This is a genomic window from Cupriavidus sp. UME77 (assembly GCF_014170355.1).
Classification (GTDB): Bacteria; Pseudomonadota; Gammaproteobacteria; order Burkholderiales; family Burkholderiaceae; genus Cupriavidus; species Cupriavidus basilensis.
Genome location: NZ_LZZU01000006.1, coordinates 277,549 through 300,950 on the forward strand (window position 1 = coordinate 277,549; position 23,402 = coordinate 300,950).

The 23,402-nt window shown below is 63.7% G+C and carries 26 protein-coding genes, 1 tRNA gene and 2 rRNA genes; 10 read left to right on the forward strand and 19 right to left on the reverse strand.

What is annotated here, in order from left to right:
* The first annotated feature begins 121 nt into the window (after positions 1 to 121).
* The gene (locus A9975_RS03015; RefSeq protein WP_183031323.1) at positions 122 to 1,045 is read left to right on the forward strand and encodes an alpha/beta fold hydrolase; all 924 of its coding nucleotides are present in this window, start codon (positions 122 to 124) and stop codon (positions 1,043 to 1,045) included.
* Here the strand turns inward: A9975_RS03015 and crcB are convergent.
* From crcB to A9975_RS03050, 7 genes are all read right to left on the reverse strand, one after another.
* Complete coding sequence (crcB, locus tag A9975_RS03020) at positions 1,027 to 1,407, reverse strand: fluoride efflux transporter CrcB (RefSeq protein ID WP_183031324.1); 381 nt, start codon at positions 1,405 to 1,407, stop codon at positions 1,027 to 1,029. The genes A9975_RS03015 and crcB overlap by 19 nt on opposite strands.
* On the reverse strand, positions 1,407 to 1,916 hold the full coding sequence (moaE, locus tag A9975_RS03025; protein ID WP_183031325.1) for a molybdopterin synthase catalytic subunit MoaE: 510 nt from the start codon (positions 1,914 to 1,916) through the stop codon (positions 1,407 to 1,409). The genes crcB and moaE overlap by 1 nt, the downstream gene beginning before the upstream one ends.
* A gap of 1 nt (position 1,917) precedes the next feature.
* Positions 1,918 to 2,175, reverse strand: coding sequence for a molybdopterin converting factor subunit 1 (gene moaD / locus A9975_RS03030; RefSeq protein WP_043347211.1), 258 nt, complete (start codon positions 2,173 to 2,175; stop codon positions 1,918 to 1,920).
* A gap of 14 nt (positions 2,176 to 2,189) precedes the next feature.
* Positions 2,190 to 3,431: a gephyrin-like molybdotransferase Glp gene (gene glp, locus A9975_RS03035; RefSeq protein WP_183031326.1), complete on the reverse strand. Its 1,242-nt coding sequence runs from the start codon at positions 3,429 to 3,431 to the stop codon at positions 2,190 to 2,192.
* Positions 3,432 to 3,645: 214 nt separating this feature from the next.
* Positions 3,646 to 5,094 (reverse strand): threonine synthase, encoded by a 1,449-nt coding sequence (gene thrC / locus A9975_RS03040; RefSeq protein ID WP_183031327.1) that lies wholly within the window; start codon positions 5,092 to 5,094, stop codon positions 3,646 to 3,648.
* An 8-nt stretch (positions 5,095 to 5,102) separates the two neighbouring features.
* Positions 5,103 to 6,413, reverse strand: coding sequence for a homoserine dehydrogenase (locus tag A9975_RS03045; protein WP_006161584.1), 1,311 nt, complete (start codon positions 6,411 to 6,413; stop codon positions 5,103 to 5,105).
* Positions 6,414 to 6,467: 54 nt separating this feature from the next.
* Positions 6,468 to 7,700: a pyridoxal phosphate-dependent aminotransferase gene (locus A9975_RS03050; protein ID WP_183031328.1), complete on the reverse strand. Its 1,233-nt coding sequence runs from the start codon at positions 7,698 to 7,700 to the stop codon at positions 6,468 to 6,470.
* A gap of 318 nt (positions 7,701 to 8,018) precedes the next feature.
* Between A9975_RS03050 and A9975_RS03055 the strand changes: the two genes are divergently transcribed.
* From A9975_RS03055 to A9975_RS03075, 5 genes are all read left to right on the forward strand, one after another.
* Positions 8,019 to 8,399 carry an Mth938-like domain-containing protein gene (locus A9975_RS03055; protein WP_150983650.1) on the forward strand — a complete coding sequence of 127 codons (381 nt, stop codon included), beginning with the start codon at positions 8,019 to 8,021 and terminating at the stop codon, positions 8,397 to 8,399.
* A 144-nt stretch (positions 8,400 to 8,543) separates the two neighbouring features.
* Positions 8,544 to 9,008 carry a peroxiredoxin gene (locus A9975_RS03060; RefSeq protein ID WP_150983651.1) on the forward strand — a complete coding sequence of 155 codons (465 nt, stop codon included), beginning with the start codon at positions 8,544 to 8,546 and terminating at the stop codon, positions 9,006 to 9,008.
* Between the two features lie 371 nt (positions 9,009 to 9,379).
* Positions 9,380 to 11,101, forward strand: coding sequence for a PhoH family protein (locus A9975_RS03065; RefSeq protein ID WP_183031329.1), 1,722 nt, complete (start codon positions 9,380 to 9,382; stop codon positions 11,099 to 11,101).
* Between the two features lie 212 nt (positions 11,102 to 11,313).
* A complete protein-coding gene (locus A9975_RS03070) occupies positions 11,314 to 11,736 on the forward strand; it encodes a hypothetical protein (RefSeq protein WP_183031330.1) in 423 nt (140 codons plus the stop codon).
* Positions 11,737 to 11,811: 75 nt separating this feature from the next.
* Complete coding sequence (locus A9975_RS03075) at positions 11,812 to 12,492, forward strand: C40 family peptidase (RefSeq protein ID WP_370563770.1); 681 nt, start codon at positions 11,812 to 11,814, stop codon at positions 12,490 to 12,492.
* A gap of 97 nt (positions 12,493 to 12,589) precedes the next feature.
* On the opposite strand, the gene A9975_RS03080 is transcribed toward A9975_RS03075, so the two are convergent.
* The 8 genes from A9975_RS03080 to A9975_RS03115 all read right to left on the reverse strand — a co-directional run bounded on the left by A9975_RS03080 (position 12,590) and on the right by A9975_RS03115 (position 18,714).
* Positions 12,590 to 13,600 (reverse strand): inorganic phosphate transporter, encoded by a 1,011-nt coding sequence (locus A9975_RS03080; RefSeq protein ID WP_043347237.1) that lies wholly within the window; start codon positions 13,598 to 13,600, stop codon positions 12,590 to 12,592.
* 13 nt (positions 13,601 to 13,613) lie between these two features.
* Positions 13,614 to 14,240 carry a DUF47 domain-containing protein gene (locus tag A9975_RS03085; protein ID WP_043347240.1) on the reverse strand — a complete coding sequence of 209 codons (627 nt, stop codon included), beginning with the start codon at positions 14,238 to 14,240 and terminating at the stop codon, positions 13,614 to 13,616.
* A gap of 211 nt (positions 14,241 to 14,451) precedes the next feature.
* Entirely contained in the window at positions 14,452 to 15,843 is a 1,392-nt protein-coding gene (locus tag A9975_RS03090) for a replicative DNA helicase (RefSeq protein ID WP_043347242.1), read from the reverse strand.
* A gap of 256 nt (positions 15,844 to 16,099) precedes the next feature.
* Complete coding sequence (gene rplI / locus A9975_RS03095; RefSeq protein ID WP_183031332.1) at positions 16,100 to 16,552, reverse strand: 50S ribosomal protein L9; 453 nt, start codon at positions 16,550 to 16,552, stop codon at positions 16,100 to 16,102.
* Positions 16,553 to 16,583: 31 nt separating this feature from the next.
* On the reverse strand, positions 16,584 to 16,862 hold the full coding sequence (gene rpsR, locus A9975_RS03100) for a 30S ribosomal protein S18 (protein ID WP_006163606.1): 279 nt from the start codon (positions 16,860 to 16,862) through the stop codon (positions 16,584 to 16,586).
* Between the two features lie 3 nt (positions 16,863 to 16,865).
* Entirely contained in the window at positions 16,866 to 17,165 is a 300-nt protein-coding gene (gene priB / locus A9975_RS03105; protein WP_043352030.1) for a primosomal replication protein N, read from the reverse strand.
* Positions 17,166 to 17,239: 74 nt separating this feature from the next.
* Positions 17,240 to 17,614, reverse strand: a complete 375-nt coding sequence (gene rpsF / locus A9975_RS03110) for a 30S ribosomal protein S6 (protein WP_006163598.1) — start codon at positions 17,612 to 17,614, stop codon at positions 17,240 to 17,242.
* Positions 17,615 to 17,715: 101 nt separating this feature from the next.
* Positions 17,716 to 18,714, reverse strand: coding sequence for an asparaginase (locus A9975_RS03115; RefSeq protein ID WP_183031333.1), 999 nt, complete (start codon positions 18,712 to 18,714; stop codon positions 17,716 to 17,718).
* Between the two features lie 227 nt (positions 18,715 to 18,941).
* Here A9975_RS03115 and lexA point away from each other — a divergent pair, with 227 nt between their 5' ends.
* From lexA to A9975_RS03130, 3 genes are all read left to right on the forward strand, one after another.
* Positions 18,942 to 19,598: a transcriptional repressor LexA gene (gene lexA, locus A9975_RS03120; protein WP_006163593.1), complete on the forward strand. Its 657-nt coding sequence runs from the start codon at positions 18,942 to 18,944 to the stop codon at positions 19,596 to 19,598.
* Positions 19,599 to 19,706: 108 nt separating this feature from the next.
* Positions 19,707 to 19,877 (forward strand): hypothetical protein, encoded by a 171-nt coding sequence (locus A9975_RS03125; protein WP_170301734.1) that lies wholly within the window; start codon positions 19,707 to 19,709, stop codon positions 19,875 to 19,877.
* 104 nt (positions 19,878 to 19,981) lie between these two features.
* Positions 19,982 to 20,057: transfer RNA gene (locus tag A9975_RS03130), tRNA-His, on the forward strand.
* A 155-nt stretch (positions 20,058 to 20,212) separates the two neighbouring features.
* Here A9975_RS03130 and A9975_RS03135 read toward each other — a convergent pair.
* Both A9975_RS03135 and A9975_RS03140 read right to left on the reverse strand, forming a co-directional pair.
* Entirely contained in the window at positions 20,213 to 21,046 is an 834-nt protein-coding gene (locus tag A9975_RS03135) for a hypothetical protein (RefSeq protein WP_183031334.1), read from the reverse strand.
* A gap of 383 nt (positions 21,047 to 21,429) precedes the next feature.
* The gene (locus A9975_RS03140) at positions 21,430 to 21,816 is read right to left on the reverse strand and encodes a hypothetical protein (RefSeq protein WP_255503027.1); all 387 of its coding nucleotides are present in this window, start codon (positions 21,814 to 21,816) and stop codon (positions 21,430 to 21,432) included.
* 116 nt (positions 21,817 to 21,932) lie between these two features.
* Between A9975_RS03140 and A9975_RS03145 the strand changes: the two genes are divergently transcribed.
* Entirely contained in the window at positions 21,933 to 22,877 is a 945-nt protein-coding gene (locus tag A9975_RS03145) for a DUF808 domain-containing protein (protein WP_183031335.1), read from the forward strand.
* Between the two features lie 93 nt (positions 22,878 to 22,970).
* Here A9975_RS03145 and rrf read toward each other — a convergent pair.
* Together rrf and A9975_RS03155 are read right to left on the reverse strand one after the other, a co-directional pair.
* A 5S ribosomal RNA gene (gene rrf, locus A9975_RS03150) occupies positions 22,971 to 23,083 on the reverse strand.
* Positions 23,084 to 23,221: 138 nt separating this feature from the next.
* Positions 23,222 to 23,402: ribosomal RNA gene (locus tag A9975_RS03155) — 23S ribosomal RNA — on the reverse strand; the annotation flags it as partial.

The following is a 23,402-nucleotide window of genomic DNA, read 5'->3' on the forward strand; positions in this document are numbered from 1 at the left end:
GTTTCATGATATAAAGTTAGCGATCCGTATGTCAATACATGGCTTACCCGGAGCGTTGGCCGCGCACGTGGCCAGGCCAGATGCCCAGACTGCAAGTTCGCCATTGGATGCTTCGCACGCGATGACTAACGCCGAGCCCGCCCCCGCCTTCGACAGCCACCCTGCTTCCGGTTCGCGGCCCGGCTGGCGGGAGGCCGGCGAAGGCCGGGCACTGCTGTTGCTGCACGGCTGGTCGCTATCCGGCGAGGCGTTCGACGGCCAGCGCGCGCTGGCGCGTGATGGCTATCGTGTGATCGCCCCGGACCATGCAGGGCATGGCTTGTCTGCTGCACTGCCGCACGCCGGACAAGCCAGCCTGGCGCAGCTTGCCGCCGATGCTGCCGGGTTGATCGGGCACCTGGGGTTGCGGGACGTGGTGGTGATCGGGTGGTCGATGGGCGCCATGGTGGCCTGGGAATTGATGCGCGGGGACCCCGTCCTGCCCCTGGCGGCAATCGGCGCCATTGACATGACACCGCGGCTGGCCAGCGCGGCGGACTGGCCGCACGGCCTGCATCCGAATTACGACGCCGCGCAGGCCGCCCACATGGCCGCGCACGTGCGCCGGGACTGGCCACGCCTGATCGATTCGGTGCGCGCCGGCTTATGGGCCGCCGGCAGCAAGCCCGATGCGCACGAGACGGACCGGATCGCCGGCATCATGCGCCAGTGCGCGCCGGATGCGCTTGCCGCGTTGTGGGAAGACATGGCCCGCCAGGACTACCGCCCGGCGTTGCGCCAGGCTCGCCTGCCTTTATTCCATCTGGTCGGGGAGCGCAGCCGACTCTACTCGCCAGCAGTGGGACAGGCCACGCTGGCACTGCAGCCGGCTGCCCGGCTTGTCACCATCGACGGCACCGGCCATGCCCCGCACATGGAACGGCCAGCCGCCTTCAACGCCGCGCTGGCGGAGATGCTTGGGTGGCTGGACTCATTGGATTCATTGGATTCACTGGGGTCGTCAGGCTCGTTGGCTTCAACGGGCGCTCAGGCCAGCAGCCGGTAGGTCCACAGGCCTAGCACGGTCAGCAGCAGCGAGCCGCCAAGGTGCGCCAGCAGGTGCACCGCCGCCCAGCCATAATCGCCCGCCATCAGGTTGCCCACGACCTCGCTGGAGAACGTGGAAAACGTGGTCAGGCCACCCAGGAAGCCGGTCACCGCCAGCAAGCGCCATTCGGGTGACAACTCCACATGCGCCCCGAAGAATCCCACCGCCAGCCCGATGAGGTAGCCGCCGATCAGGTTGGCCGCCAGCGTCCCATAGGGCAATGCCGGGTTGGCGGCATTCCACAGCACCGAGAACGCCCAGCGCAGCCAAGCACCCACCGCGGCCCCGACCCCGACCGCTACAAAACCGAGCGCGCCCATCAGCGCTTGAGACCCAAGGGTTCCGGCGGCTGCGCCTCGCCGCTGGCATTGAGCGAGCGAATGCCCCAGCGCGCCAGCGCGGACGCATCGGTCACGCGCGCGTCAACCCAGCGCGCGCCCTGCGGCGTCTGCTCCTTCTTCCAGAACGGCGCCTCGGACTTGAGGTAATCCATGATGAATTCGCAGGCGGCAAAGGCATTGCCGCGATGAGCGGAGGCTACCGCCACCAGCACGATCTGGTCCAGCGGCAGCAAGGGGCCCACGCGATGCACAATGGTGACGCCAAGCAGCGCCCAGCGCTCCCGCGCCACCGCTTCGATCCGGGCCAGCGCCTTTTCGGTCATGCCGGGATAGTGCTCCAGCTCCATCGCGCTGACCGCGCTGCCGTCGTTCATGTCGCGCACCGTGCCAACAAAGCTGGCCACCGCGCCCACGCCTGGCTGGTCACGGCGCAGCGCCGCCACCTCGGCACCCAGGTCGAAATCCTCGCGCTGTACTCTGACGCTCATTTCAGCCTCCGGTCACGGGCGGAAAAAACGCCACTTCGCAGCCCTCGGCCAACACGCTGTCCGCACTGGCCACCTCGTGGTCCACGGCCATGCGCAAGGCACGGCCCTCGGCCAGCACCTCGGCCCAGGCGCCGCCGCGGGCTCCGAGCCAATGGCGCAGGTCCGCCACGGTAGCCACCTCGGCCGGCACCGCGACGCGCTCCTGCCCCAGGCCCAGCTGCTCGCGCACGCTGGCAAAAAAACGGAGTTCGATGTTCATGGCGGTCTCGCTCCTTATGCCAGCAGGCCATCGAAGCTGATGAACTGCACGGTATCGCCCCGCGCGATCGGCTGGTTGGGCGGGTTGTCGACCAGGCCTTCGCCCCACACCGTGGAAGTGAGCACACCCGAGCTCTGGTTGGGGAACAGGTCGAGGCCGCCGGCCTGGTTGAGGCGCACGCGCAGGAACTCGTTGCGGCGGTCGCCCTTGGGCAGGTCGAAATCGGCACGCAGCGGCAGCCGGCGCGGCATCACATCCTGCACGCCTTGCAGCCGCAGGATGAAAGGCCGCACAAACAGCAGGAAGGTGACGAAGCTCGATACGGGATTACCCGGCAGCCCCAGGAAAAAAGCCGGCGCCTGCCCAGCGCGCGCCACCTCGCCGAACGCCAGCGGCTTGCCCGGCTTGATAGCGATCTGCCACAGGTTGAGCCGGCCTTCGGCCTCGACCGCCGGCTTGATATGGTCTTCCTCGCCCACCGAGACGCCGCCCGAGGTGATGATCAGGTCATGCCCCTCGGCGGCCCGGCGCAGGGTGTCGCGCGTCGCGGCCAGGGTGTCGGGCACGATGCCGAAATCGCTGACCTCGCAGCCGAGGTTTTCCAGCAGCCCGCGCAGCGTGAACCGGTTGGAGTTGTAGATGGCGCCCGGCTTGAGCGGCTCGCCCGGCATGGCGAGCTCGTCGCCCGTAAAGAACACAGCCACCTTGACGCGCCGCACCACGTCCAGCGACGCCTGCCCCACCGAGGCCGCCAGGCCGAGCGCCTGCGGCGTCAGGCGCGTGCCGGCAGGCAGGATCACGCTGCCGGCGCGGATGTCCTCGCCGGCCCGGCGGATCCACTCGCCCGGCTGCGGCGTGTGATTGACGATCACATCCTCATCCTGCGCCACGCACTGCTCCTGCATGACCACCGCGTCGGCCCCCGGCGGAATCAGCCCGCCGGTAAAGATGCGCGCCGCCGTGCCGGCCGCCAGCGCCGTGCCGACATGGCCGGCGGGGATGCGCTGGGCCACCCGCAGGCGCGTGCCGGGCGCCGCCAGGTCGGCGCTGCGCACCGCGTAGCCATCCATCGAGGTGTTGTCAGCCGGCGGCACGTCCAGCGTGCTCGACACCGGCGCGGCCAGGACGCGGCCATTGGCGTCGAGCGTGGCGATGCGCTCTGCCTCGGCGAGCGGGCGGGCGCCGGCCAGCAAGGCTTCGAGGGCCTGGGCCATGGTCAACATGGGGGGACGGGCGGGCGCGGCGGCTTGGGTCATGAGGAAAACGGGTAAGTGAGACAGCGTAGTCAGCGTAAGCGTAAGCAATGTCAGGCCGCAAACCCATGACCATGCAGCGCCCATGGGAAACGGCCCGCGTACCGCCCCCGATACATCCGGAGCAATGCGAGGGCCGTGCGATTTCTGCTCGGCAAGTCTGATTGTAGCGAGTTGGCGCGCTGCCGGCAGGAACACCGCCGGCAGCGGCCGGAGCTTACAGGCCGGTGTGGCCGGCGATGTAAGCCTTGATCCGGTCGGCATCCGCCGGCATCACCTCGAAGCGCTGCGGCAGGTTTTCGATGCCTTCGAAGGCTGCCGGACGCGCCGGCTCATGGCCAAGCGCCTCGCGGATGGTGTCGGCGAACTTGGCCGGCAGCGCGGTCTCCAGCACCAGCATCGGCACGCCGGGCGTGAGATGCTCGCGCGCGACCTTGACGCCGTCGGCGGTGTGGGTGTCGATGGTGATGCCGTAGCGCTCGGACAGGTCGCGGATGGTGGCGAGGCGATCTTCGTGCGTGCTGCGGCCCGAGACGAAGCCGAAGGCGCGGATGCGCTCGAATTCCGGTGTGCCGGACAGGTCGAAGCCACCCTTGGTGTCGACGTCTTCGCGGAACATCTTGGCCAGCTTGTCGCCATCGCGGCCCAGCAGGTCGAAGACAAAGCGCTCGAAGTTCGACGCCTTCGAGATGTCCATGCTCGGGCTGGAGGTGTGATACGTCTCGGCCGACTTGCGCACGCGGTAGGTACCGGTGCGGAAGAACTCGTCGAGCACGTCGTTCTCGTTGGTGGCAACCACCAGCTTGTCGATCGGCAGGCCCATCATGCGCGCGATATGACCGGCGCAGACGTTGCCGAAGTTGCCCGACGGCACGCAGAACGAAACCTTCTGGCCCGGGCCGTCGGTAGCCAGCAGCCAGCCCTTGAAGTAATACACCACCTGGGCCACCACGCGCGCCCAGTTGATCGAGTTGACCGTGCCGATCTTCTGGCGAGCCTTGTAGTCGAGATCGTTGGAGACTGCCTTGACAATGTCCTGGCAGTCGTCGAACACCCCTTCCACCGCCAGGTTGAAGATGTTCGGGTCCTGCAGGCTGAACATCTGCGCGGTCTGGAACGCGCTCATCTTGCGGTGCGGGCTGAGCATGAACACGCGGATGCCACGCTTGCCGCGCATGGCGTATTCCGCCGCGCTGCCGGTATCGCCGGAGGTAGCGCCCAGGATGTTCAGCTCCTGTCCGGCACGCGCGAGCGCGTACTCGAACAGGTTGCCGAGCAGTTGCATGGCCATGTCCTTGAAGGCCAGCGTGGGGCCGTTGGACAGGCCCAGCAGCTGCAGCTGCGTGCCGCCCTCTTCGCCCAGCGTGCGCAGCGGGGTGATGTCGGCGGTGTTGTCGCCGGGGCGGGCGTTGCAGTACACCTCGGCGGTGTAGGTCTTGCGCGTCAGGGCGCGCAGGTCCTCGGCCGGGATGTCGTCGCAGAAGCGGGACAGGACTTCAAAGGCGAGATCGGCGTACGACAGCTTGCGCCAGGCTTCCAGCTCGTCGGCCGTGACCTGCGGGTACTCCCGGGGCAGGTACAGGCCGCCGTCCGGGGCCAGGCCGCCCAGCAGGATCTCGGAGAAGGTTTGCGGCATCTCATGGCCGCGCGTCGACTGGTATTTCATCGGTGCGTTCAGTTCAGTTCTTCCATGCGCAGGCGCGTGACGGCGGACAGCACGGTCGGCAGCGCCTCGATCTTGGCGATGGCGGCGTTGACCTGCTTCTCGAGCGTGAGGTGCGAGAGCATGATGATGTCGGTCTGCGGCTCGCCTTCACGCGACTCCTTCTGCAGCATGGCATCGATGGAGATGCCGGCGTCAGCCAGGATGCGGGTGATGTCGGCCAGCACGCCGGTCTCGTCCGCCACGCGCATGCGCAGGTAGTACGAGCTGGTGACTTCCTCGATCGGCAGCACCGGCACGCTGGACAGTTCGTCCGGCTGGAACGCCAGGTGCGGCACGCGGTGCTCGGGGTCGGCAGTGTGCAGGCGGGTCACGTCGACCAGGTCGGCGATCACGGCCGAAGCGGTCGGCTCGGCGCCGGCGCCCTTGCCGTAGTACAGCGTGGCGCCCACGGCGTCGCCTTGGACCAGCACGGCGTTCATGGCGCCTTCCACGTTGGCGATCAGGCGCTTGGCCGGCACCAGCGTCGGGTGCACGCGCAGCTCGATGCCGTTTTCGCGGCGGCGCGTGAGGCCCAGCAGCTTGATGCGGTAGCCCAGCTCTTCCGCGTAGCGGATATCCACGGCCGACAGCTTGGTGATGCCTTCCACGTAGGCCTTGTCGAACTGCACCGGCATGCCAAAGGCGATCGAGCTCATCAACGTGATCTTGTGCGCGGCGTCGATGCCTTCGATGTCGAAGGTGGGATCGGCCTCGGCATAGCCCAGCGCTTGCGCTTGCTTGAGCACGGTGTCGAAGTCCAGGCCCTTGTCGCGCATCTCCGACAAGATGAAGTTGGTGGTGCCGTTGATGATGCCGGCGATCCACTCGATGCGGTTGGCGGTCAGGCCTTCGCGCAGCGCCTTGATGATGGGGATGCCACCAGCCACCGCGGCTTCGAAGGCGACGATCACACCCTTCTTGCGCGCGGCTTCGAAGATCTCGTTGCCATGCACGGCCAGCAGCGCCTTGTTGGCGGTGACCACGTGCTTGCCGTTCTCGATGGCCTTGAGCACCAGCTCGCGGGCAATGCCGTAGCCGCCGATCAGCTCGATCACGATGTCGATCTCGGGGCGGGTGACGACCTCGTTGGCGTCGGCCACCACCTCGACCTGCCCACCGGTCAGCTCGCGGGCGCGTTCGGTGTTGAGGTCGGCCACCATGGCAATCTCGATGCCGCGCCCGGCGCGGCGGCGGATTTCTTCCTGGTTACGTTGCAGCACATTGAACGTGCCGCTACCGACGGTACCGATGCCAAGCAGGCCTACTTTGATGGGATTCATGGACGATCTGACTCTGAGTTGCTGAAAAATGGATTGCGCCGCAAGCGTGCCGGTTCAGGCCGCGCGGCCGTGGCGTTTGCGGTAGGTCTCGAGGAAGCGCCCGACGCGGCTGATGGCCTCGCGCAGGTCTTCCTCGTGGGGCAGGAACACGATACGGAAATGGTCGGGCTTGCCCCAGTTGAAGCCAGTGCCCTGCACCAGCAGCACCTTGGACTCCTGCAGCAGCTCATAAATGAACTCCTGGTCGTCCTGGATCGGGTACATCGACAGGTCGAGCTTGGGGAACAGGTACAGCGCGGCCTTGGGCTTGACGCAGGTGACACCCGGGATCTGCGTGATCAGCTCATGGGCAAGATCGCGCTGGCGGCGCAGGCGCCCGCCTTCGCCCACCAGGTCGTTGATGCTCTGGTAGCCGCCCAGCGCGGTCTGGATGGCCCACTGGGCCGGCACGTTGGCGCACAGGCGCATCGAGGACAGCATGTTCAGCCCCTCGATATAGTCCAGCGCGGGCCGCTTGTCGCCCGACACCACCATCCAGCCGGCGCGGTAGCCGCACGAGCGGTAGTTCTTGGACAGGCCGTTGAAGGTCACGGTCAGCACATCGGTCGACAACGCGGCGATGGACGTGTGGCTATGGCCGTCGTACAGCACCTTGTCGTAGATCTCGTCGGCAAAGATGATCAGGCCGTGTTCGCGCGCGATCGTCACGATGGACTTGAGCAACTCGTCCGAATACAGCGCGCCGGTGGGGTTGTTCGGGTTGATGACGACGATGGCCTTGGTATTCGGCGTGATCTTGGCGCGGATATCGTCCAGATCGGGCATCCACTCATTGGCCTCGTCGCACACATAGTGCACCGGGGTGCCGCCCGACAGGCTCACCGCCGCGGTCCACAACGGATAGTCCGGCGCCGGGACCAGCACTTCGTCACCGCTGTTGAGCAGCGCATTCATGGACATCACGATCAGCTCGGAGGCACCGTTGCCGACGTAGATGTCGTCCAGGCCCACGCCCTCGATATTCTTCTGCTGCGTGTAGTGCATGATCGCCTTGCGCGCGGCGAAGATGCCCTTGGAGTCCGAGTAGCCAGCCGAATTGGGCAGGTTGCGCATCATGTCCTGCTGGATCTCTTCCGGCGCATCGAAGCCGAAGACAGCCAGGTTGCCGATGTTCAGCTTGATGATCTTGTGGCCTTCCTCTTCCATCTGCTTGGCCTTCTCCAGCACCGGGCCGCGGATGTCATAGCAAACATTGTTGAGCTTGTTGGATTTCTGGATCGGTTTCACGGCGATGTTGGCAGGAGGCAAGCGCCGCCGGGTAGCGGCGGCTATCTAGGGAATCTGGGTGGAAATGGAGCGGCCCGGGTAGCCTGTGCGCTGCGTTGCAACGCAAAACGTGGCAGGCAGGGAGGCAAAAGCTATAATTTATCGGATTATGACAGACTTCGGCAGGGATTCTTGCATTGCAGCGTACGCCGCCGGTACCACGGGGCCGCAGCAAAGCCGCCCGGCCCGCCTGCCCCAAAAAGCTCTCAACCCGCCCTGCGCTGCCCCGGCCGAGTCGCCGCGCGCGCCGCGAAGGGCAGCGCCAGATAAGGTTCGCCCTTGAAACTCCACGCTGACCAGCCCAATGCCCTCAACACGGTAACGTCGTACGGCCCGGGCTATATCGAAATCAATATGGTGCGCCACACCCAATCCGTGCTGGTCATGCCCGAAGGCGAGATCCGGCCCTGGCCGGTGCAACGCTTCGAAGACCTGGAACCCGCGCACTTCGAGGGCCTGCTGGCGCACTCGCCCGAGGTGGTGCTGCTGGGCACCGGCAGCCGCCTGCGCTTTCCGCATCCGCGGCTGACCGCCTCACTGGCGCGCCTGCATGTTGGGGTGGACGCCATGGATCTGCAGGCCGCCTGCCGCACATATAACATCCTGATGGCTGAAGGCCGCAAAGTGGCGGCCATCCTGCTGCTGGAGGAGCCTGCCTGAGCCCGCCCGGCGGCCCGGGGGCCGGTTCTCGCAAGTTAGGCACACGCCACGCTTGAAGTTAGCCGCCCCGCCCCCATCTGCCGCCACCATGGTGGCCGCACTCACGCAGCCACCTCCTTCCTGTCCCTCCCAGGAGCCATAAGAATGACAACAGCCAGTCTCAGCCAGCCCGTACCCGATTTCAGCGCGCCCGCCACCGGCGGCACCTTCAGCCTCGCCGCCCAGCGCGGCAAGACCGTCGTCCTGTATTTCTATCCCAAGGACAACACCCCGGGCTGCACCACCGAAGCCATGAACTTCCGCGACCAGCATGACGACTTCGTCAAGGCGGGCACGGTGGTCTTCGGCATCTCGCGCGACAGCCTGAAGTCACACGAGAACTTCAAGGCCAAGCTGGAACTGCCCTTCGAGTTGATCTCCGATGGCGATGAAGCCGTTTGCCATCTGTTCGATGTCATCAAGATGAAGAAAATGTATGGCAAGGAAGTGCGCGGCATCGAGCGCAGCACCTTCATCATCGACGGCAAGGGCATCCTGCGCCATGCGCTGCGCGGCATCAAGGTGCCCAACCACGTCGACGAGGTGCTGGAAATCGTGCGCGGACTCTGATCCGGGGCTCGATCCACGGCGATTCGGCCCGGCGCTTTAATGCGGCGCAGCAACACCTTCAAAAGTCCTCTCGGCAAGCGATTGCAAAAGAGAAAACCTTCGGATACATTGACCTTTAATGAGTTCAAGATCCGGATGCCACGCTGCTTCATCGTCCCGGCCCAGGCGCACCCTGCCACAGGCCGGTAGCGGACCTGCCGTGTCTCCGGTCCGAAAAAAAGCCGCCAAACCTGCTACCCAGGTTGGCGGCTTTTTTGTTTGTGTGTTTTGTGCGCACAGGACACGATCCCCAAGTACGCGGCGCCATGCGGCCGCGCCAGTGTCCTGCGCCGTTTTCCAGCCGTCTTCTCCCCCTGAAAGGAAAGCCTAGCATGCCGCTGCCGACCATGCCCGCCAAGCCTGCCCAATTGCTTGACCCGAGCGAATTCGCCCCGGTGACCAAGCTGACTAAGGCCAAATCAGCGTCGCAGGGTAAGAAACCTGTGCCGGCGCTGGAGCGTGTGGCCTTGCTGGAAACCGGAACTAGCAAAGCGGAAAATGCACCGGCCGTGGTGGCCAGTGCCAGCGGTTCGACACGAGCGCGCACCAAGGATGCGCCGCCGTCGGCGCTGAAGTCCGTGCCATCGCTGGCCGCCGTGCCAAAGGCGCCCGCCAAGGCCCCCGGCACGACCAACCGTCGCATGCAGAAGCACACCGGCCCCAGCAAGCTGTTCGTGTTGGACACCAATGTGCTGATGCACGACCCGTCCTCGCTGTTCCGCTTCGAAGAGCACGACGTCTATCTGCCGATGATGACGCTCGAGGAGTTGGACAACCACAAGAAGGGCATGAGCGAAGTCGCGCGCAACGCCCGCACCGTCAGCCGCACGCTCGACGCGCTGGTGGGCGGCACCGACGGCGTGCTCGACGACGGCTTGCCGCTCGCCAAGCTGGGCAACCGCGACGCGCAGGGCAAGCTGTTCCTGCAAACCAAGCTCAATGAGATCAAGCTGCCCGACGGCCTGCCGCAGGGCAAGGCGGACAACCAGATCCTGGGTGTGGTCAGCGCCCTGCAGCAGCAGTTCCCGGAGCGCCAGGTCGTGCTGGTGTCCAAAGACATCAACATGCGCATCAAGGCGCGCGCGCTCGGCCTGCCCGCCGAGGATTACTTCAACGACCAGGTCCTCGAGGACAAGGACCTGCTGTACTCGGGCGTGATGCTGCTGCCCAACGACTTCTGGGCCAAGCATGGCAAGGGCGTGGAAAGCTGGCAGGACCCGAAGTCCGGCGCGATGTTCTATCGCCTGACAGGCCCGCTGGTGCCCTCCTTCCTGGTCAACCAGTTTGTCTACCTGGAACCCAGCGACGGCAGCCTGCCGCTGTACGCCCAGGTCAAGGAAATCAACGGCAAGACTGCGCTGCTGCAAACGCTCAAGGACTACACGCACCACAAGAACAATGTGTGGAGCGTGACCGCCCGCAACCGCGAGCAGAACTTCGCGCTCAACCTTCTGATGCATCCGGAGATCGACTTCGTCACCCTGCTGGGCCAGGCCGGTACCGGCAAGACCCTGCTGGCGCTTGCCGCGGGCCTGGAGCAGGTGCTCGACCAGAAGCTCTACAACGAGATCATCGTCACCCGCGCCACCGTGCCAGTCGGCGAGGACATCGGCTTCCTGCCGGGCACCGAGGAAGAAAAGATGCAGCCCTGGATGGGCGCCTTCGACGACAACCTGGAAGTGCTGCAAAAGAGCGACGACAGCGCCGGCGAGTGGGGTCGCGCGGCTACCCAGGAACTGATCCGCTCGCGCATCAAGGTCAAGAGCATGAACTTCATGCGCGGACGCACCTTCGTCAACAAGTTCGTCATCATCGACGAGGCCCAGAACCTGACGCCCAAGCAGATGAAGACGCTGGTAACGCGTGCCGGCCCTGGCACCAAGATCATCTGCCTGGGCAACATCGCGCAGATCGACACGCCTTACCTGACCGAAGGATCGTCCGGCCTCACCTACGTGGTCGACCGGTTCAAGGGCTGGAGCCACAGTGGCCATGTGACGCTGGCGCGCGGCGAACGCTCGCGCCTGGCCGACCATGCCGCGGATGTCCTCTAAGGGTCTAAGGGGCGCATCATCGCTGAAGACTAGGCTTTCACAACCTCTGGAACCATCGGATGCCTTGTAGGACCACGACCGGCAGATTTGCCTGCCGGCGTGGCCTAGCATCAAAGCATCCGGAGCGCCCGCCATTTCGGCATCTTGCGTGCCGGCGCTTGGCGGGCGCTTTTTTTTGCCCCTCCCGGCTTGTTGGATCGATGGAGACATTGATGGACAACCACCTGCACCACACACCGCTGCGGCTCGCGCTGGCCAGCAGCGTCGCAATTGCCGCAGCCTCGTTGCTTGCGGGTCCCGCGCTCGCCGCTGACGAAATGGTAATCCGCACCATGGGACCCGTCAGCTACATCTGCGGCGGCATTGCCGCGGACGAACAGCAGCAACTGGCCGCGCAGCAAAAGAACTTCAACATGGGCCTGCTGTTCACCCAGGGCGAGCGCGGCGAATTCCTCGCCGACGTGGCCGTCAAGATGATGCGCGAAGGCCACGAAGTGGCCAGCTTTACCGCTTCCGGGCCCAAGTGCCTGATCAAGGCCCCGCAAGGCAGCTACAATATCGAAGCGACTTATAAGGGACAGGCCAAGTCGGTCAACGTGAGTACGGGCACCTACAACGCGCAATTGCGCTGGTAAGGCGCCAGGGGAGGCACCCTCGCCGGGCGGCACCCTTCACGCCACGGCTCCTGGCCCGGGATCGGACCAAGAAGGATGCCTCTGCGCCAGATAGCCACTGCCGGAAGACGTGTGCCCAGCCTGGCCCACGTCTTCCACACCGCCCGCCTGCCCCTGCTTTGCTCGGCGGCATTGCTGCTCGCCGCCTGCGCTTCGACGCCGCCGCCTGGGCGCTATAGCGCCCAGCCGCGCCCGGCAGGCACCCCCATGGTGGATCCCAGCGCCGGGCTGGAAGAAGTCTCCATCCAGGCGATGTCGCTGGTTGGCACGCCTTATCGCTACGGCGGCAATACGCCTGACTCGGGCTTCGACTGCAGCGGCCTGGTTCGCTATGTGGTGCTGCGCGCCGCCAACGTCAACCTGCCACGCACCACCGAAGCCATGGGCGACCGCGGCGTCTCGCTGGAGCGCAGCCAGGTGGCCTCGGGCGACCTGGTTTTCTTCAATACCACCGGCCGGGCCAATTCGCATGTCGGCATCTATGTCGGGCAGAACCGCTTTGTCCACGCGCCATCCACCGGCGGCACGGTTCGGCTCGAAGACATGAGCAAGTCATACTGGGCCTCCCGGTACAACGGCGCGCGGCGGGTTGCATCGGGAATCAACCAGGCGCCGGCATCGGTCGCGCCCCCGGCCGCACCAGCAGCACCGCCGCCTTCCGTTGTACCCCCGGCCCCCGTGGATGACGATCCGATTGCCGCTTTCGCCAATCGATAGATAGCCATCGGCTCCGGCCTTCCCAACAAGCAAAAAGCCAGGCATTGCGCCTGGCTTTTTGCTTGCTTGTCGAGCGGGAATCCGATCGCCCGAAGGCTTAGAGGATATGCCGGCCAATCCACCATGCGATGGCGGCCATGAAGGCGGATGCGGGAATCGTCAGCACCCAGGCCCAGACGATGTTGCCGGCCACACCCCAGCGCACCGCCGACATCTTCTGCACCGAGCCCACGCCGACGATGGCGCCGGTGATGGTATGGGTGGTCGACACCGGCACACCCAGCGCCGAGGCGATGAACAGCGTGATGGCGCCGCCTGTCTCCGCGCAGAAGCCGCCTACCGGTTTGAGCTTGGTGATCTTCTGGCCCATGGTACGCACGATGCGCCAGCCGCCAAACATGGTGCCCATGCCAATCGCCACGTAGCAGGAAACGATGACCCAGATCGGCGGCTCCGCACCGCCCTGCGCCACGTGGCCGCTGGCGATCAGCAACATCCAGATGATGCCGATGGTCTTCTGCGCGTCATTGCCGCCATGGCCCAGGCTGTATAGCGATGCCGAGACCAGTTGCAGCCTGCGGAACCAGCGATCGACCCGCGACGGCGGTGTACGGAAGAATGTCCAGGCCACGATCACCATCATCAGCGAGCCGAGCAGAAAGCCCAGCAGCGGCGAAATGACGATAAAAGCCACGGTCTTGAGAAGACCGCCGCCCACCAGTGCGCTGGTGCCGCTCTTGGCCACCGCGGCCCCGACCAAGCCACCGATCAGCGCGTGCGAGGACGACGAGGGAATGCCGTAGTACCAGGTGATCAGGTTCCAGGCAATGGCACCCATCAGGGCACCGAAGATCACGTAGTGATCGACGATGTTGACGTCGATCGTGCCAGTACCAACGGTTGCCGCCACTTTCAGGTGGAAGATGAAAATCGCCACCACGTTGCACATGGCCGCCATGGCCACCGCGTGGTGCGGCTTGAGCACGCCCGTCGACACCACCGTGGCAATCGAGTTGGCGGCATCGTGAAAGCCGTTCATGAAATCGAACAGCAGGGCGAGAGCCACCAGCAGGCCAATGACCCACAGGCTCATTTGTATTGTTTGCATGCCGATTTGTGCCTCAGGCGTTTTCCAGGACGATGCCTTCGAGAATGTTGGCGACGTCCTCGCACTTGTCGGTAATGGTTTCGAGCTGCTCGTAGATCGCCTTCAGCTTGATCAGGCGCTTGACGTCCGTTTCGTCGCGGAACAGCTTGGACATGGCGGCGCGCATCACGCGATCAGCCTCGGACTCGAGTTGGTCGATCTGCTGCGCCGTCTTCAGGATGGCGCCGGCATTGCTCATGTCCTCGAGCAGGCCGACCGCGATCTTGACCTGGTCGCAACACTGCACGCAGATGGAGGCCAGCTTGCGCGCCTCATCGGTCAGGCTGGTCACGTCGTACAGCGAGATGGTTTCAGCCACGTCTTCCATCAGGTCGAGGATGTCGTCCATGGTGGTGATGAGCTTGTGGATCTCATCGCGGTCCAGCGGCGTGATGAAGGTCTTGTGCAGCAGGTCGATCGTGTCATGCGTGATGCGATCGGCTTTCTTTTCCGTGGCCTGCACGCGGCGAGCGTGGGCCTCTGCATTGGGCAGGTCGTTGACCAGCACTTCCAGCTCGCGGGCGGCGGTCACCGCGCAATCGGCATGCTGGTTGAAGTATTCGAAGAACTTGCCCTCAGTGGGCATGAATCGGCCGAACATGGAATGTTCCTTGTCGAAGCGCGGGGGCGCCGCGGGTAGTTACTGAATCAGGCGGATACGCATTAAACGACAGCCGCCCGAGGGCGGCTGTCATCAAAACGCAATATTTTACAGGTTTGTGCGGCGATGCCGGGGGACTTTGACACGCGGCAAGCACGATCGACTGTGGCCACCGAGCCACGAGGCCCGGCAAGCCGCGCCAGGACTGGCTTCAGTTGTCGTTGTCGAAGAAGGCGGGGCCACCGCTGAAGTTGTCGAACTTGGTGAACTGCCCCAGGAACGTCAGCCGCACGGTGCCAATTGGGCCGTTACGCTGCTTGCCGATGATGATCTCGGACGTGCCCTTGTCCTGCGAATCGGGGTTGTAAACCTCGTCGCGGTAAATAAACAGGATCACGTCGGCATCCTGCTCGATAGCGCCGGATTCACGCAAATCGGACATCACCGGGCGCTTGTTCGGGCGCTGCTCCAGGCTTCGGTTCAGCTGGGACAGTGCAATCACCGGGCAGTTGAGTTCCTTGGCCAGGCCCTTGAGCGAGCGCGAGATTTCCGAAATTTCGGTGGCGCGGTTTTCCCCGCCGCCCGAGCCTGACATCAGCTGCAGGTAGTCGATGACGATCAGCCCGAGCTGGCCGCACTGGCGTGCCAGCCGGCGCGAACGCGCGCGCAGCTCCATCGAGCTCAGTGCCGGCGTTTCGTCGATGAACAATTGCGCATCGTTCATGCGCTGGATGGCGTGCGTGAGCCGCGGCCAGTCTTCGTCAAGCAGACGGCCGGTACGCAGGCGGTGCTGGTCAAGCCGACCGACCGAGCCCAGCATACGCATGGCCAGCTGCGTGCCCGCCATTTCCATTGAGAACACGGCCACCGGCAGGCCCTGCTCCACCGCCACGTGCTCGCCGATATTCAGCGAGAAAGCGGTCTTACCCATGGAGGGGCGTCCCGCCACGATGATCAGGTCGCCGGCCTGCATACCACTGGTCATGCGGTCCAGGTCGATAAAACCGGTAGGCACGCCGGTGACGTCGGTGCTCGAGTCACGGTGGTACAGTTCGTCGATGCGCTCGACCACCTGGGTCAGCAGCGGCTGGATTTCCTGGAACCCCTTCTGCCCGCGCGAGCCTTCCTCGGCGATGGCGAACACCTTGGATTCCGCCTCGTCGAGCAGTTCCCGCACCTCGCGCCCTTTGGGGGCGAAGGCTGCGGTAGCGATATCGTCGGCCACGGTCACCAGCTTGCGCAGCACCGAGCGCTCGCGCACGATCTCCGCATAGCGGCGGATATTGGCCGCGCTAGGCGTGTTCTGCGCCAGGGAATTCAGATAGGCCAGACCGCCCACCTCTTCCGCCTTGCCAGCACCTTGCAGCGACTCGTAGACGGTGATGACGTCGGCCGGCTTGGTGGCGGCGATCAATCGGGAGATGCTCTGGAAGATCATCCGGTGATCGAAGCGATAGAAATCGGCTTCGTTCAGGAAGTCGGCGATACGGTCCCAGGCGGCATTGTCCAGCAGCAGGCCACCCAGCACCGATTGCTCGGCCTCGATGGAATGCGGCGGTACCTTGAGATTGTCTAGTTGGGGGTCTGCGACAGGCGCGTTCATAGGGGGGGATTATAACGGTCGGCGCCAGCGAGCCGGCGGAGAATTCGCAGCCGGCTGTTGGGGCATCCTGCCGTGTGACGGCGGGACAACCGGCCCCGCCCTGTAGCAATCGGGCAATCAGGCAAGCAAGGGGCACAGCCAAACAAAAAGGCAGGAGCGCGATGCTCCTGCCTTTTTGTTTGGTCAAGCAAGCGGCGCTGCCATCTGGCTCCCACCAGCCCGAAGGACAAGTGGGAACCGGCAGCAAGGCCGATGCTTAGACGTGTTCGCCCAGGACGGAAACCGTCACGTCGACCAGCACGTCGGTGTGCAGCGAGACGCTGACCGGGTGGTCGCCAACAACCTTCAGCGGACCATTCGGCAGGCGCACTTGCGCCTTCTCGACCTTGAAGCCTTGGCCAGCCAGGGCTTCAGCGATGTCGGCGTTGGTCACCGAACCGAACAGGCGGCCGTCCACACCCGACTTCTGGGTGATTTGCACGGTCAGGCCGCTCAGCTTTTCGCCTTCAGCTTGCGAAGCTGCCAGCTTTTCAGCGGCTGCCTTTTCCAGTTCAGCGCGCTTGACTTCGAACTCGCTGATAGCGGTCTGGGTAGCGCGGCGGGCCTTCTTGTTCGGGATCAGGAAGTTACGGGCGTAGCCGTCCTTCACGCGAACGATGTCACCCAGGTTGCCCAGGTTGATGACTTTTTCAAGCAGAATAATTTGCATCGTGTTTTCTCCTTAACGGACCTAGGGCCGATCAGTTCTTGTGCAGGTCGGTGTAGGGCATCAGCGCGAGGAAACGCGCGCGCTTGATGGCCGTGTCGAGCTGACGCTGATAGTGCGCCTTGGTGCCGGTCAGGCGGGCCGGCGTGATCTTGCCGTTGTCGCCGATGAAATCCTTCAGGGTGTCCAGATCCTTGTAGTCGATCTGTTCCACGCCAGCCACGGTGAAGCGGCAGAAGCGCTTGCGCTTGAACAGCGGGTTTTGCTGTTGGAAGCGCTTCTTGTTCTTGTTGTCACGTTTGACGAATGCCATGATTCAATCCTTTTCGAATGCTTTACATCCAGTGATGTGAAAGACGAGAGCCTTGCTGTTGCGGTGCCTGCGGGCCAGGAATCCTTCGCAGTCGAGCATCGCGCCGAGCGGGGTACGCTCAAGCCGCTGGCCGATCTGACCAATTCCCATGGCGGCGATGGCGAACTCCACCTGCCTGGGCGTTTGCGCCTCGACCGTCTCGCCCGCGTACTGCAAGATGCAGTTGACCACGGGGACCCCGGCCGGGGTGTAACGCAAGGCATCGCGTTCCGCGAGCGTTGCGCAGAGCCTTAACTGGTTCAACGCACTCTCCCGCACCGATGCCCGCACTTGCCGCCGCGGCGATCAACGCCGGCGGCAACCACAACAGTCCGCACTTAGGCGGCCTGGACTTCGCTGGTCTGTTGCGCGGCCTTGCGAGCTTCTTCGCGCTGCACTTCCTTCATCATCGGGGACGGTGCGGTTTCAGCCTTCTTGGTCTGAACGATGAGGTGGCGCAGCACAGCATCGTTGAACTTGAACGCGTGTTCGAGTTCAGCCAGGGTTTCCTTGCCGCATTCGATGTTCAGGCAAACGTAGTGAGCCTTGGCCAGCTTCTGGATCATGTAGGCCATCTGACGGCGACCCCAGTCTTCCACGCGGTGGATCTGGCCTTCCTGGGACGTGACCAGCGTCTTGTAACGCTCGATCATGGCCGGGACTTGTTCGCTCTGGTCCGGATGGACGATAAATACGATTTCGTAATGACGCATTGACGCTCCTTTTGGATAAGCTGCCCGAGCGCCATGTCCGGTGCAGCAAGGTTGAATAGCCTTAAAGTATAGCGTGCTTTTGCTATCGGGAGCAAGCCGCCTCAGTTTTCAGTGAATAGTGCCTGCAGCGCCGCCGGATCCTTTGCCAATCCTGGCTCCGCAGCCAGAGCCAGCGCCAGGAGCACGCGTGCCTTATAAGGATTGAGGTCGCCGGCCGAAACAAAAATTCCCGCCGCCGGCCGGGGAGATGCAGGAATCGCCACATGCCCTGCCCCTGTGCGCGAACTGCGTACCACTGCCACGCCCGCGCCAGCAGCGTCAGCTAATGCCTCCACCAGCGACTGGTGAACCGACCCGTTGCCAGCGGCCGCCACGACCAGGCCCGACACGCCCGCCTGCGCCAAGGCATCCACCACGATCCGGCCCGGCTCCGCATAGCTGGCCACGATCTCGACCTGCGGCCATGCGCAAGGGACCGGCCAGGCCCTGGCCGGCAAGCGGCCGGGGGTGCGCACAAAGCGCACCAGGTTGTCCTGAACAAAGCCAATCGGCCCGGATACCGGCGACACAAACGCATTCACCGCCGATGTGTGCGCCTTCATCACATCGCGCCCTGCGTGGATCTCCTGATTAATCACCAGCAGCACGCCCTTGGCCATCGCGCCGACATCCGCCGCTACGCGCACCGCATCCAGCAGGTTCAACGGGCCATCCGCCGACAACGAGGTCGACGGCCGCATCGCAGCCGTCAGCACAACTGGCACCGTACCCACGCAAGCCAAGTGCAGCAACATGGCCGTCTCTTCCAGGGTATCGGTGCCGTGCGTAATGACAATGCCTGACACATCGGGCTGCGCGGACCAGTACGCCACGCGCCCCACCAGCCTGGACCAGAGCGCGAACGACATGTCCTTGCTATCTACCTGTGCAACCTGCTCGGCCTCGATCCGCGCCACCGCGCCCAGCGCCGGTACCGCGTCGAGCAGCGCTGTCACCGGCACCGTCGCCGCCTGGTACTTCGCGCTGCTAGCTGGGTTGGAAGAAGAACCGGCAATGGTGCCGCCAGTAGCGAGCACGACGACACGAGGCAGGAGAGACATGGCGGGAATGTGGTCGGGAGCCAGAAAAGTTGAACAGCAAGCAGCGCAACACGCTTCAGGTGCCGCGGATTGTAACCCTCTGCCCGCTCATCACGGCACGCGCCAAGATCCGTGGGACGCACCTGTCAATGCGCAAACTCCCAAAAATTCCGCTTGCACTTCACTCGATACTGTATAAAATCACAGCATACTGTTTAAACATACAGTGTTTTCAAACACCGGCGACCATGGCGACCCTGACACCGCGACAGCAGCAGATTTTCGACTTGATCCGCAGCAGCCTCCAGCACACGGGCTTCCCGCCCACGCGCGCTGAGATCGCCGCCAAGTTCGGCTTCTCCTCACCCAATGCAGCCGAGGAACACTTACGTGCCCTGGCCCGCAAAGGCGTGATCGAGCTCACCCCCGGCGCCTCCCGCGGCATCCGCCTCAAGGTCTCCCGCAGCGACTCGGAGCTACCCGACCAGTTCTCCCTGCCTATGGCCGGCGTCATGCAGCTAACCCTGCCACTGGTCGGGCGCGTCGCAGCCGGCAGCCCGATCCTCGCCGCCGAACACATCGATCGCCAATACCAGGTCGACGCCTCGGTGTTCGACGTGCAGCCCGATTACCTCCTCCGGGTCCGTGGCCTCAGCATGCGCGACGCCGGCATCCTTGATGGCGACCTGCTCGCCGTCAAGCGCGCCAGCGAAGCCGCCAACGGCAAGATCGTTGTAGCGCGCCTGGGCGACGACGTCACCGTCAAACGCCTCAACCGCCGCGGCGACACCATCGAGCTGATTGCCGAGAACCCCGACTTCCCCAGCATCATCGTGCAAGCCGGCCGTGAAGAGTTCTCACTGGAGGGCATCGCTGTCGGCCTCATCCGCCCCGGCGCCTTCTGACGAGTGCGGCTGAGGCGGGCGAAGCCCGTACAAGCCGACACCCGATTGTGCCAACGCACCCGCGTAGCGGGTACCGCTAACTGTTGTTGCAAGTCACCAGGTGTAGCCATGCTGCCAGCCAACCGCCTCTCCGCCCGCCGCCCCGTCAAGCCCGTGCCCTTCCGCCAGTCCAAAGGCGTACGCATCTACCAGGGCGCACAACGACGCACCATGGTTGGCAGCATGGCCGCTATCTGCCGAATGCTCGAGTTGGAGGAATCCTCCAAGCTGGCTGGTTAAGCAGGTGGCACTAAAAAAATTTGTGCAGAGTACTAGCCATCCGGCTCTTTGCATTGTATGATCTTGTTCTTCGTCGTTCGGCACCAAGCAGAACGACATCGACGGTGGCTGTAGCTCAGTTGGTAGAGTCCAGGATTGTGATTCCTGTCGTCGTGGGTTCGAGTCCCATCAGCCACCCCAAGAATTTGCTTTACAAAACAGCGCCTTAGCCAAGGCGCTGTTTTTGTTTGTGCGTCCCAAAGCGGTGTTCTATTCCCGCCATATTCCCACGGTGGGAATACTCAGCACCCTCATCCCCACCCCGCCGCCTAACGGCAGGGCCGTCGATTCATGCTCTACGTCATGCCGCGTTCAGCCAGCGCCAGCCGGATCTGCGGCAGCACGATGCCTTCCAGCCCCGACACACCATGCCCCTGCCCCCAGATCTGCTCACCCACCGCCGCCAGGAAAAACGGTGTGCCATGGTTCTGCAGGATCGGCCTGCCGCCAGGCCGATCGCCACCGGCCCAGGACAGGTAAGGCGGCAGGTCTTGCGGCCGGACCACCCCACGAAAGCCGCCTAGCTTGATAGTGATGTAGTCGATCTGGTCGAACGCCGGCAGCGAGACTTTCATCTTCTCCGTGCGACCGAAATACTCAGCCTCATAGCCGCGGCACGCGGGGCAGTTGACCGCGCCAACATAGCCGAGCACGATGCGCGAGCCTGGACCGGCAACCAGGCGACCCTGTGCAGGATAGCGACCTACACCGCCCTTCCTTGGACCGCCCGCCTGCGTCGCGTCGGCACGCAGCGCATTGACCTCATCAGCCGACAGCCATGTGAGCCGCACCTCAGCCTTGCGGCCCTTGGCGTTGATGAAAGTGCCCAGGATGGTCTGCTCACCCACACGCAACTCCGCCTCGATCAACGAATTGGCATTGGTGTAGAACGCGATGCGCAGCGTGTCGCCGCTCACGCTGCCCCTGAAGTCGCGTGCCGGCGCGAAGGCCTTCGCATCCAGCCAGCAGTAGCGCAAGTCACCCGCACTCAGTTGCCCACCTGCCATAGCCGCGCCGGCAATCCGCAGCAGGCGCTCGCGCGCCTCGCCGGACACCGATACCAGCCAATCGCCGTTCAGGCTCTCCCCGATCAGGTCTTCCGCACCCGCGCGACCGGTAAGCAGCAGCACGCCGCCAAGAAGGGCAAGAAAGTCGCGGCGATCCCTGGTTGCCTCCTGGGCACGGGTTGGCGGGTGTAGATGTCGGCAGCTTAGTGGAACAGACAGAATAGAGGTCTCGGACGGAACCCAACATCAGCATTTCGCCCTGTCGCTATCCCAAGGAGGTGCCGATCGACACAATCATTCCCGATGCAGCGACACCTTTGAAGGCTACTTGGTTCTCTGGCGACCTCACGATTTCCCTGACCAATAGGCACAGGCACAGGCATTGGCATCTGGGAGAAGGGCTCCCGCTTGAGCATTAAAATCAGATGCCTTCCCGGGCTATCGCGCTGAACTGGACGCCGGACGCCATCACGATGAACGTCGCATGGGCGAAAGTGAACAACCAACTAATCGGCAAGAGGGAAGCCAAAGACATCCCGCGCCAGATCTTGCTCGAACGCTGCGGTCCACGAAGTCCCCGCCCTGTCTGGATAGCGCCGAACTTCGCCTCCGATTACACGGGCGACGGTGATTTCCCGCGGAGTATGACTCGGCCTGCCGGCTAGCGGAGTGCCCTCCTCTGCTGCGACATCGAAATCCTGCTGCACAAATCCATGCCGTGCGCAAGCGGACTCGAAACTCTCACGCTCATCCGCTGGCAATTCGTAGAACAGCTTTTGAACCATGGTCATCTCCCGGTGCCTCGCTGGGATCCTAACATGGCCAATCCGCGCATCCTTGAGCAGTTCGTCGGCGGTCTTTTTGCCGGATGCCGGGGTTGTCTCCATTTTCATTCTGAACTGTCAGATTGGCGATGGCCCACCTCGCTTGCGACGCCTGTGGCACAGTATCGGGCGTGATCCGTCTACATGACGAGGCACGCGTTCTCACCTGCATAGGAGCTTTGGATATGGCTGGCACCAGCCTGCTTCTGCTGATCGACGACATTACCTCCATCCTCGACGACGTGGCCACCATGAGCAAGCTGGCGGCCAAGAAAACGGCCGGCGTACTGGGCGACGACCTCGCCTTGAATGCGCAGCAGGTCAGCGGCGTGAAAGCCGATCGTGAGTTACCTGTCGTGTGGGCGGTCGCGCTGGGATCCTTGCGCAACAAGGTGATACTTGTGCCGGCTGCGCTGGCGATCAGCGCGACAGCGCCTTGGGCCATCGTGCCGCTGCTAATGGCCGGCGGTGCCTTTCTTTGCTATGAAGGCTTCGAGAAGATTGCCCACAGCGTCCTGCATAGTGATTCAGGGGAAGACGCAAGCCATGCCGGGAGCAAGTCCGAAGCTGCAAGCCTCGAGACCGATGGGGCTGCCTATGAGAAAGCCAAGATCCGTGGAGCGGTGCGCACGGACTTCATCCTGTCGGCAGAGATCATCGTGATCTCGCTTGGGACCGTGTCCGGTGCGACGTTCGGCACTCAGGTTGCGGTGCTGTCGACCATCGCCTTGATCATGACGGTCGGGGTGTACGGATTAGTGGCGGGCATCGTCAAACTCGACGATGCGGGCTTGTACTTGAGCCAGAAGACCTCGACGGCCGCGCGCGCCGCCGGGCGCAGTATCCTGCGCTTGGCGCCTTGGCTGATGCGCGCGCTTTCCGTAGTGGGAACCGTAGCTATGTTCCTGGTGGGCGGCGGGATTCTGGTGCATGGGATCCCTGCCGCACATCATCTGGTGGAGCCGACGACGGAAATACTGGCAGGCGTACCGCTAGTCGGCAGTGGATTGGGAATGCTGGGACCGGTATTGATCAATGCTTTAGCAGGCATCGTTGCAGGAGCACTGGTCACGGCTGTGGTCGCCGTTGCAAAACTTGGAATGCGGGCCCTGCGGCCGTCGACGAAATAGACCCCTGCTTGTCTTTCAAATCCACAGCCACAAAACCGCAGCCATAAAAGCAAAACCCCCCAGTACTTTCGTACTGGGGGGTTTCAAGGGAGAGCCTGGCGATTACCTACTTTCACACGGGTATCCGCACTATCATCGGCGTGGAGTCGTTTCACGGTCCTGTTCGGGATGGGAAGGGGTGGTTCCAACTCGCTATGGTCACCAGGCATAAACGGTGGCTGCGTTGAGGTGTGCTCAACGCAGCGAATAGGGATGTAGTAAATAGGTTGTGCGTATCGGCCAAGCTGCTTTTTGCTGCTGCAGCGGCACGCGACACTCACACCAGGTAGAAACACACTGGTTATAGGATCAAGCCTTACGGGCAATTAGTACTGGTTAGCTTAACGCATTACTGCGCTTCCACACCCAGCCTATCAACGTCCTGGTCTCGAACGACCCTTCAAGGAGCTCAAGGCTCCAGGGAATCCTCATCTTCAGGCGAGTTTCCCGCTTAGATGCTTTCAGCGGTTATCTCTTCCGTACATA

Coding starts and splice junctions, on each gene's coding strand:
- A9975_RS03115 (WP_183031333.1), bottom strand. CDS start 18,714: ATGTCTCTCCTGCCTCGTGTCGTCGTGCTCGCTACTGGCGGCACCATT.
- A9975_RS03085 (WP_043347240.1), bottom strand. CDS start 14,240: ATGTTCGGCCGATTCATGCCCACTGAGGGCAAGTTCTTCGAATACTTC.
- A9975_RS03140 (WP_255503027.1), bottom strand. CDS start 21,816: ATGAAAATGGAGACAACCCCGGCATCCGGCAAAAAGACCGCCGACGAA.
- A9975_RS03065 (WP_183031329.1), top strand. CDS start 9,380: ATGCCGCTGCCGACCATGCCCGCCAAGCCTGCCCAATTGCTTGACCCG.
- A9975_RS03145 (WP_183031335.1), top strand. CDS start 21,933: ATGGCTGGCACCAGCCTGCTTCTGCTGATCGACGACATTACCTCCATC.
- lexA (WP_006163593.1), top strand. CDS start 18,942: ATGGCGACCCTGACACCGCGACAGCAGCAGATTTTCGACTTGATCCGC.
- A9975_RS03075 (WP_370563770.1), top strand. CDS start 11,812: ATGCCTCTGCGCCAGATAGCCACTGCCGGAAGACGTGTGCCCAGCCTG.
- A9975_RS03015 (WP_183031323.1), top strand. CDS start 122: ATGACTAACGCCGAGCCCGCCCCCGCCTTCGACAGCCACCCTGCTTCC.
- rpsR (WP_006163606.1), bottom strand. CDS start 16,862: ATGGCATTCGTCAAACGTGACAACAAGAACAAGAAGCGCTTCCAACAG.
- rpsF (WP_006163598.1), bottom strand. CDS start 17,614: ATGCGTCATTACGAAATCGTATTTATCGTCCATCCGGACCAGAGCGAA.
- crcB (WP_183031324.1), bottom strand. CDS start 1,407: ATGGGCGCGCTCGGTTTTGTAGCGGTCGGGGTCGGGGCCGCGGTGGGT.
- moaD (WP_043347211.1), bottom strand. CDS start 2,175: ATGAACATCGAACTCCGTTTTTTTGCCAGCGTGCGCGAGCAGCTGGGC.
- A9975_RS03060 (WP_150983651.1), top strand. CDS start 8,544: ATGACAACAGCCAGTCTCAGCCAGCCCGTACCCGATTTCAGCGCGCCC.
- A9975_RS03045 (WP_006161584.1), bottom strand. CDS start 6,413: ATGAATCCCATCAAAGTAGGCCTGCTTGGCATCGGTACCGTCGGTAGC.
- rplI (WP_183031332.1), bottom strand. CDS start 16,552: ATGCAAATTATTCTGCTTGAAAAAGTCATCAACCTGGGCAACCTGGGT.
- moaE (WP_183031325.1), bottom strand. CDS start 1,916: ATGAGCGTCAGAGTACAGCGCGAGGATTTCGACCTGGGTGCCGAGGTG.
- A9975_RS03125 (WP_170301734.1), top strand. CDS start 19,707: ATGCTGCCAGCCAACCGCCTCTCCGCCCGCCGCCCCGTCAAGCCCGTG.
- A9975_RS03090 (WP_043347242.1), bottom strand. CDS start 15,843: ATGAACGCGCCTGTCGCAGACCCCCAACTAGACAATCTCAAGGTACCG.
- A9975_RS03070 (WP_183031330.1), top strand. CDS start 11,314: ATGGACAACCACCTGCACCACACACCGCTGCGGCTCGCGCTGGCCAGC.
- thrC (WP_183031327.1), bottom strand. CDS start 5,094: ATGAAATACCAGTCGACGCGCGGCCATGAGATGCCGCAAACCTTCTCC.
- glp (WP_183031326.1), bottom strand. CDS start 3,431: ATGACCCAAGCCGCCGCGCCCGCCCGTCCCCCCATGTTGACCATGGCC.
- A9975_RS03080 (WP_043347237.1), bottom strand. CDS start 13,600: ATGCAAACAATACAAATGAGCCTGTGGGTCATTGGCCTGCTGGTGGCT.